8 protein-coding genes and 1 pseudogene are annotated in these 6,880 nt (G+C 37.1%); 1 reads left to right on the top strand and 8 read right to left on the bottom strand.

Annotated elements, in window-relative coordinates; all coding sequences use genetic code 11:
• Nucleotides 1–249: 249 nt before the first annotated feature.
• The 7 genes and pseudogenes from TW85_RS00175 to TW85_RS25255 form a co-directional block, all read right to left on the bottom strand.
• Nucleotides 250–585 carry a zinc ribbon domain-containing protein YjdM gene (locus TW85_RS00175; RefSeq protein ID WP_046015059.1) on the bottom strand — a complete coding sequence of 112 codons (336 nt, stop codon included), beginning with the start codon at nucleotides 583–585 and terminating at the stop codon, nucleotides 250–252.
• A 157-nt stretch (nucleotides 586–742) separates the two neighbouring features.
• Nucleotides 743–1,054: a cupin gene (locus TW85_RS00170; RefSeq protein ID WP_046015058.1), complete on the bottom strand. Its 312-nt coding sequence runs from the start codon at nucleotides 1,052–1,054 to the stop codon at nucleotides 743–745.
• A 167-nt stretch (nucleotides 1,055–1,221) separates the two neighbouring features.
• Nucleotides 1,222–1,638, bottom strand: a pseudogene (locus TW85_RS00165) (nucleotidyltransferase family protein); the annotation flags it as partial.
• Between the two features lie 215 nt (nucleotides 1,639–1,853).
• A complete protein-coding gene (locus TW85_RS00160; RefSeq protein ID WP_046015057.1) occupies nucleotides 1,854–2,036 on the bottom strand; it encodes a hypothetical protein in 183 nt (60 codons plus the stop codon).
• Between the two features lie 459 nt (nucleotides 2,037–2,495).
• Nucleotides 2,496–2,966: a hypothetical protein gene (locus TW85_RS00155; RefSeq protein WP_046015056.1), complete on the bottom strand. Its 471-nt coding sequence runs from the start codon at nucleotides 2,964–2,966 to the stop codon at nucleotides 2,496–2,498.
• 5 nt (nucleotides 2,967–2,971) lie between these two features.
• Nucleotides 2,972–3,736, bottom strand: coding sequence for a hypothetical protein (locus tag TW85_RS00150; RefSeq protein WP_157196864.1), 765 nt, complete (start codon nucleotides 3,734–3,736; stop codon nucleotides 2,972–2,974).
• A 515-nt stretch (nucleotides 3,737–4,251) separates the two neighbouring features.
• Entirely contained in the window at nucleotides 4,252–5,073 is an 822-nt protein-coding gene (locus tag TW85_RS25255) for a helix-turn-helix domain-containing protein (protein ID WP_052701735.1), read from the bottom strand.
• Between the two features lie 216 nt (nucleotides 5,074–5,289).
• Here TW85_RS25255 and TW85_RS00140 point away from each other — a divergent pair, with 216 nt between their 5' ends.
• Nucleotides 5,290–5,724 carry a carboxymuconolactone decarboxylase family protein gene (locus TW85_RS00140; protein ID WP_046015054.1) on the top strand — a complete coding sequence of 145 codons (435 nt, stop codon included), beginning with the start codon at nucleotides 5,290–5,292 and terminating at the stop codon, nucleotides 5,722–5,724.
• A 137-nt stretch (nucleotides 5,725–5,861) separates the two neighbouring features.
• Here the strand turns inward: TW85_RS00140 and TW85_RS00135 are convergent, their stop codons facing one another.
• Nucleotides 5,862–6,731 carry an alpha/beta hydrolase gene (locus TW85_RS00135; protein WP_046015053.1) on the bottom strand — a complete coding sequence of 290 codons (870 nt, stop codon included), beginning with the start codon at nucleotides 6,729–6,731 and terminating at the stop codon, nucleotides 5,862–5,864.
• Nucleotides 6,732–6,880 lie beyond the last annotated feature (149 nt).

Genomic DNA, 6,880 nt, shown 5'->3' with positions numbered 1-6,880 from the left:
CCCGAAGGGCGTGGTCTAAAAGCGCTATATTTACGTTGAGGACCTTATCAATAGAATCACTATTAAGTTGCGTCCCTCGCCATAAATCTAGTCGCTTTTATCCACACGCTGAGACGGGAGGACCTATTCGCATGTTCCCATAGCATTCTTTAGCTCGCTTTTCATTCTATGAAAATCAGGCATAAAAAAAGCAGCACAATTCAATTATGCTGCTTTTTGATTAAATCTGACGGTCTTGAGTAAAGCGGATTAAGCCTTTTTCACAAACTTAGCGGTCACCATCATGTCACCCGCGCCATCTACTTTGCAATCTAGCTCATGATCTTTTTTATCTAAAACACGCTTAACCACAGCTTTGGTGCCGATTTTCATAATCATAGAGCTACCTTTCACTTTCAAGTCTTTGGCAAGTGTTACCTTATCGCCGTCTTGTAAAGCCGTACCATTTGCATCTTTAACGGTGAATGCGTCTTCTTCTGCTTCTGCTGTCGGGTTCCACTCATATGCACATTCAGGGCAAATCAATAATTCTTGATCTTGATAAACATATTCAGATTGGCATTTAGGGCAAGGAGGAAGTGACATAGTATAAAATCTTCTTTTTAAAAATGGGTTAACAACAATTCTGGCGAGCATGATAATGGCTCGCGCCAATCTAAGCGAGTCTTAATCTTATTTTTTCTGAGTAAGATGACAAAAGTCGACTATCACGAATCCATCTAAAACTATTTTTACAACGCGTTTAAACACTGCCTTCAGATTCGATAACCAAAATTCGCGCTTTACCTACAGGATGTGCCACATGTTCTGTCCCTATCGAGGCAAAAAAGATATCACCAACCTCCAATAACACAGATTGCTCCATACCCTCTTCTTTATAAAACATGGTGACTTGGCCATCTAACACAACAAACACTTCTTCACCATCATTGATATGCCACTTATAAGGCTGATCCGTCCAATGCAAACGTGTGGTAATGCCATTCATGTTAGCAATATCTTTTGCTCCCCAAGCACGCTCTGCCTTAAAGGATTTAGCACGAGTGATTTCCATATATTCCTCTTATTGATTCAATTAGTTGGCAATAAATCACACTGATTCTCAGTAATAGAATCATTGCATATTTGTTTTTGCTCGAAGAGTCTTTATTAGGCCAGCAAGCGGGTTAAAAAGGACTTAATGGGACGGGGGTCTTATTAGTTGCGCTTTCTTGTTAATGGTTACCAAGCCTCGATTTCAAGGTTTGGCCACCTTTGTTTAAAACTACGATTCATAGCGTCATAGTTTTCTTTACTCATAGCAGTTTTATTTGGTCGAACCACCATGTTTATTTGGTCTTCTAAACCGAAAGGTGCGAAGACCTTTACAGAACCCTCAACAAGACGAACACCCACGGCGAAACAGGGAAGCCACATGCGAATACCATCTTCTGACTCAGTGAGTGCTTCTATGCTATTACCAAACTTTTTACCGTACCATTCATGTACCTTCGCTTGGTTTTTAATATCTACTGGCACCAAGTGCCTCTTCCGCGAATCAATGAGAGATTCATATTCTTTCTCAGATATGACCTCATCTTGATCGAAGTAAACTACATCAAAGTCTTTTACTCTATGCAGCGGCTCATTCCCTAGCTTTCTATTCCAAACAGCCTAGGTAATGGAACCTCCAGCCAAGTAGTGATTTGGAAGCTCTACATCATTCAGGATCTTCAGCAGTTCCATAATTTCAGGAATATTAGAAATAGTATCGACTAAGTACTTTTCTCTCATGATCATTAACGCCCTGCTAAGCGGCGCAGTTTACTGCGTCCAAAGCTTGAGCACCTTGTTATGTGTATTAGAGGTAATAACTAAACCTCTGTAACTTTTTTCCCTAAAGATAATGCGATAGCTTTTTTCTCTATCCATTTTGTATCAGTTATTTCACCATCAAAGAATTGTGCTATATCACCTAAAAGTGATGCCGCTAATCCATGATCTTCTTTAGCTAATTTATCGATAACTTTTGATATTTCTATTAATTTATCTTGCATTCTAATTTCCTTATATATTAGTGCCTAACAAGACATTTATTCTAAAAGAGATCAAGCACAACATCACCTGAACAAGGCTCACTTCGTTCTCTTAAGGGTTTTATGATTGATGAGCAGGAAGGTTTCAAAAAGTTAATGGCACCTTTATCTTATATCCAACCTCTCCTAAGATCATAACTTTAACCAGTTACCTCATCACCACCGCACAGAAATTCACATTTCATATGGCGTGAAACGCAATGGTCGAAGCTTGTATTTTGAAGACCTAAAAGAAATTTACAGTTAGCTAAAAGAGAGCATATTAGATTCCTCATCCTTGAGTGAATCCAATAAAGCTAGATCATGGTTAAAGAACGGTCAAAATAATCGGGTGTCTGCTTTAATTTATAAACCTGTAATTATTATCTACGATATGGAACGGAACCGAGCTAACCTTTACGAGTACCTTTGATTATCTTGTTAGCCGTTTCCTGCTCCTAGCCAGCTTAAGTTCATTTCTTGACTTATAACCTTCCGGGTTTTTTTATAAGCAAATGAACCGATCGGGTAATCTTTAAGATCTTTACGAATCAAGTCCCACTCATTACAAAGTGTTTCATATTGAGAAACATCATCTAAAGCAAAACTGCGTTCTGTCTTATCATAGATAAATTTTACCCTATCTGCTAAATCCCTGTACCCATTTGATTTTTCGAATTCTTTTTGATCCATTAGTGCAAAAACAGTTACAATTAATGATAAAACTGCAATACATTTCAAAGCTAATGAAGCAATTTCTTCATCAAAACCCAGAGATACAATGCTAAATATGATTGGAACAGATAAGTAAAATTTATATTTTTTATCTGACAGATCAGCCTGTTTATGAAGTCCTTTAAATGTATATGCTGTGTCTTCACCTAACCGTTGCAAAAGTGCTTTTTCATTCATATTTTTTACTCTGGAAAGTCAGTTCCAAAAATAGAGCTACGACATATTTTCGCAAATTCATGATCAGAAAGTGACTCTAACTCATAATATGATGTCCCCCTAACGGTCCAATCTAGCGCTCTTAAAATTTTTTGAATACCATCTCGATAATTAGAAATTGAATATATATTTCTAATTCCTATTTCTTCTATTTCATGAGATTTAATATCACTAATATTATTGAACTTCTTGCATACTTTCATCATTTTAATTAATGGAGTTAACTTTCCATTAACACGACTATTCGCTTGTGAAAGCATACTTTCTTGTTTCTTAGGATCTTCAGTAAACATCCATTCATTCCCACCTGACTTTGGAATATAAAAGCCTTGCTCTTTTCTAAAACCAGACATAATCGCAGGTGTTAATTCTATTTTACAGTGATTGAAGTCTAAAACTATACAAGGTTTGTCTTGTCGTATTTTACTATTTGGATAAGAGTTATTTAAATCACGCTTTAGTTGATTTAATACAGCATTTGGAGTTATTGAGTATCTATCCTTATTTATTACTAAAAAGGCATCAACATCACTGGGAGGGCGAACCATTGTGTTTTTCTTATATGATCCTATTAAAAAGGATTCATTAACATAGAATAACGGTTGTAAATTATTTTGTCTTAAATGTGTATGGCTAGAAATTATTTTTTCTTTCTGTGAATTAGTCAATTCAATATTTGATGTAAATTGTTCAAACTTCGATTGTAAGCCTGTCCGTTCTTGATTGTACATTGAGTACATATAAGCTCCTTATTAATTGATGCTTCTAACACCATACTAAATGGCAATAAAACACATTTATCTGGATAGCCATTCTAAAAGAGATCAAAGACAACATCACCTGAACACCACTCACTTCGTGCTTTTTAACATTTTATGATTGAAAAATAGGACGGTTTCTAAAAATTAATGGCTAACTTTAAAGTGTTCTATGAAGATTTTCATATTTGAGACGACAGCAGTTTTCGCGTTAATGATATTAAAGTCTAATTTAAATAGAGCTGAATTTATTGAACTAAATCTAAGATAGAAACCGTTTACAAGCCGCTAATTCCGATCGCCGCTGCAACTCCGTATGTTCACAAAAAGCTTCTGAGCCAACTGCCGCTTTAAAGTGCTTTTCAAAGCTGGTTGTGACTTCTAACCATTGCTCAGAAGTGATATTAATTCGATGGAGTATTGGAGCAAGCGAGATATCTAAAGCCCCCTTTTTATCTGACCTTATTCAAGCCCTTACTCAAAGAGCTTTATTTATAAAACCGTATTTGACGTTCTTTATGGCGAGCAAGGTATTCCTTTGGGGTTATGCCTATGCTTTTTTTAAACTCATTATTAAAGTGTGCTTGATCGTGAAAGCCCGATATCAATGCGATATCGGCAAAAGATGAGGTATCTAACTGTTTTAATGCCGTTCGAGTATGATGTAAGCGAATAAGGCGTGAATACTTTTTCGGCGACAGGCCAACTTGATCCCGAAATAAGCGTTCTAACTGCCGCTCACTCATATTTACCTGGCTTGCAATAATAGAGATAGGCGCTTGCCCCCGACTCCTTTCAATTAAAGCTATGGCCCTTGGTAGGATAGGATGCGTGATATCGAATCCAGGAGCAGAGCCTAGCAACTTGGCTTCTAAATAGCTGACTTTATCATCTATTCTTGGGTAAGAGCCAAGGTGTTCATGTAGCTCATGCATGTTCAGAAGACTGAGTTGAGACGTATTAATCATCTCTATAATAGGTCGATTAAAAAGGCGGCTCGCACCACCTGGACGAAACAAAATCCCAAACAAATGAAGCTTTCCGGTTAACACTAACTGGCGTGACACAGGATGAATCTCTTCCATGATAATTGGATTTGAGTCTCCTTGGTTGTCAAATTGCAACGCATCTTCCCAATTAAAAATAGTGCTTAAAGCGCCATAGGAATGCATAAATTCTTGTCGAGTTTGAGCCATTTTATGGTCCGTACGTATTTGCCAGAACCATTTAATATAAGGCTGCAAAGCGAGAGACGGCATTCTGCGTTCAAATCCGACCCAAGCTAAATGTTGAGTATCCGTTTTATCCATCTCTTTTATCCACCGCCTTTAGACATGTCGAAAAAATACAATACCTATTCGAGTTTGGTATTTATCTTAAGCAAGTCATGAGGACCTGTATATTTTAGCCCGTTTAACCAGCTAGTTTCGAAAAACACGGTACTTAAATGTATCAGTACTCATTCCAGAAATTCATTTTAATTTTCTTATCTTCTAATCAAAGTTCAGATAATAAGTGAGGCACTTATGGGTATAAATTACAGAACCATCAACAAGCAAGCGATACAGAAAATTATTTCTGTTAGTCAACACACTAAATCTATTTCTCCTCACCTCAAAGCCTTAGTGGAGTTAAGAGTATCTCAAATTAATGGTTGTGCTTTTTGCGTCAACTTACATACCACTCAAGCAAGAGAGCTCGGGGTAGAAAGCCAATTATTAGATTGCCTTATCGTCTGGCATGAATGCCAACTCTTTAGCAAGCAAGATATGGCAGCGCTTAGTTGGGCAGAAAGTGTGACCCAGATTGCAAGCGAGAAGCATATTGAAGACAAGCTAGAAACGCTATTAACGCATTTTAATGAAACTGAAGCCGTTGATTTAACTATTATTATTGCTTTAATGAATAGCTTAAACCGGATCGCCATCGGCTTTGGAGATAAGCCATTACCTAGGACTTAATCTTTTAGTTTAACTTGGGAAATGAGCTTCCTCTTAATCACCGCTTATTCAGTTTATACCTAGTTGCCAAGATCAAAAAATAAAGTAGCGGATCTAAGAAGAAGCTCAAAGTAAATGTTATAAAAACCAATTACTCATTAAAGCCCATTAAGAAACATATCTAATTCATAGTTAAACTCATTCGGTCGCTCCCAAAACATCATATGTTTTCCCATATATACCGCGGTTGCTGATGGCGTATTCGCTTTAATCCAATGATCAGCCACCTCTTTCATTTCCTCTCTAACTATATATAAAAGGGGCATTTTTCCCTCCAGAGCGATTAGATCATCACGATAATCTAGGTAAAACCCAGTAGCATTTGTGATGGAAGCAACACTACTTGATGTCTGATTTGCTATACCTTTAAGCCAATTAATATTTTCTGCATCCGGAGATTCAAGCATCCATTCAATAAAAGAATTGATAACTTCTTCACGATTTTCAATGATTCCCTCAGTAAAAAACCGTGAATAGCCATCCGCATCATCGTTTAAATACCAGACCCACTCATCATAGGTTGCACCTGCAATATCTGGCCCTGTATCTATCATAATCATGGCTTTGATTTTATCTGAACCAAACTGATTTAGATAAGCAAGCTGTTCAGTCACCCCATATGACCAACCAGCTAAAATCACATTATCTAATTCCAATACTTCAATAAAACGTGCAAGGTCTCGCGCATGCTGTTGGTAGGTATGCCCTTCTAACGTTTTAGTCGACCGGCCTTGCCCTCGAGGATCGAAAGTCAAAACTTGATACTGGGTTGAGCCATCAAAATGCTTTAGCTGGTAGCTAAAGACTTCGGTAGACATCATCCAGCCGGGGATAAAAATAATACTAATATCACCTTGCCCAGCTTCTTCATAATATAAACTTACGTTTTCATCTAGCTGGACTTCTTTAGCCCAAAGATTACCAAACCAACTACTAATACATAATAATATTAAAAAACGTACCCACATCTTATCTCTCCTCTTTTTACACTTGATTCACCTGAACGCAGTTTAAAAATCATGAAAGAGTGAGTCTTGTAAATTTCCGACATAGAAAAGGAAATCAATCTTAGGGTTTAATGGAAAAGCAAAGGTAAATAGACTCTTTTCAAGAGCCT

Source organism: Marinomonas sp. S3726, assembly GCF_000967665.1.
In the GTDB taxonomy this organism is placed as follows: Bacteria; Pseudomonadota; Gammaproteobacteria; order Pseudomonadales; family Marinomonadaceae; genus Marinomonas.
The sequence above is the reverse complement of the archived record's forward strand: the minus strand, read 5'-3'. Positions and strand labels throughout refer to the sequence as shown.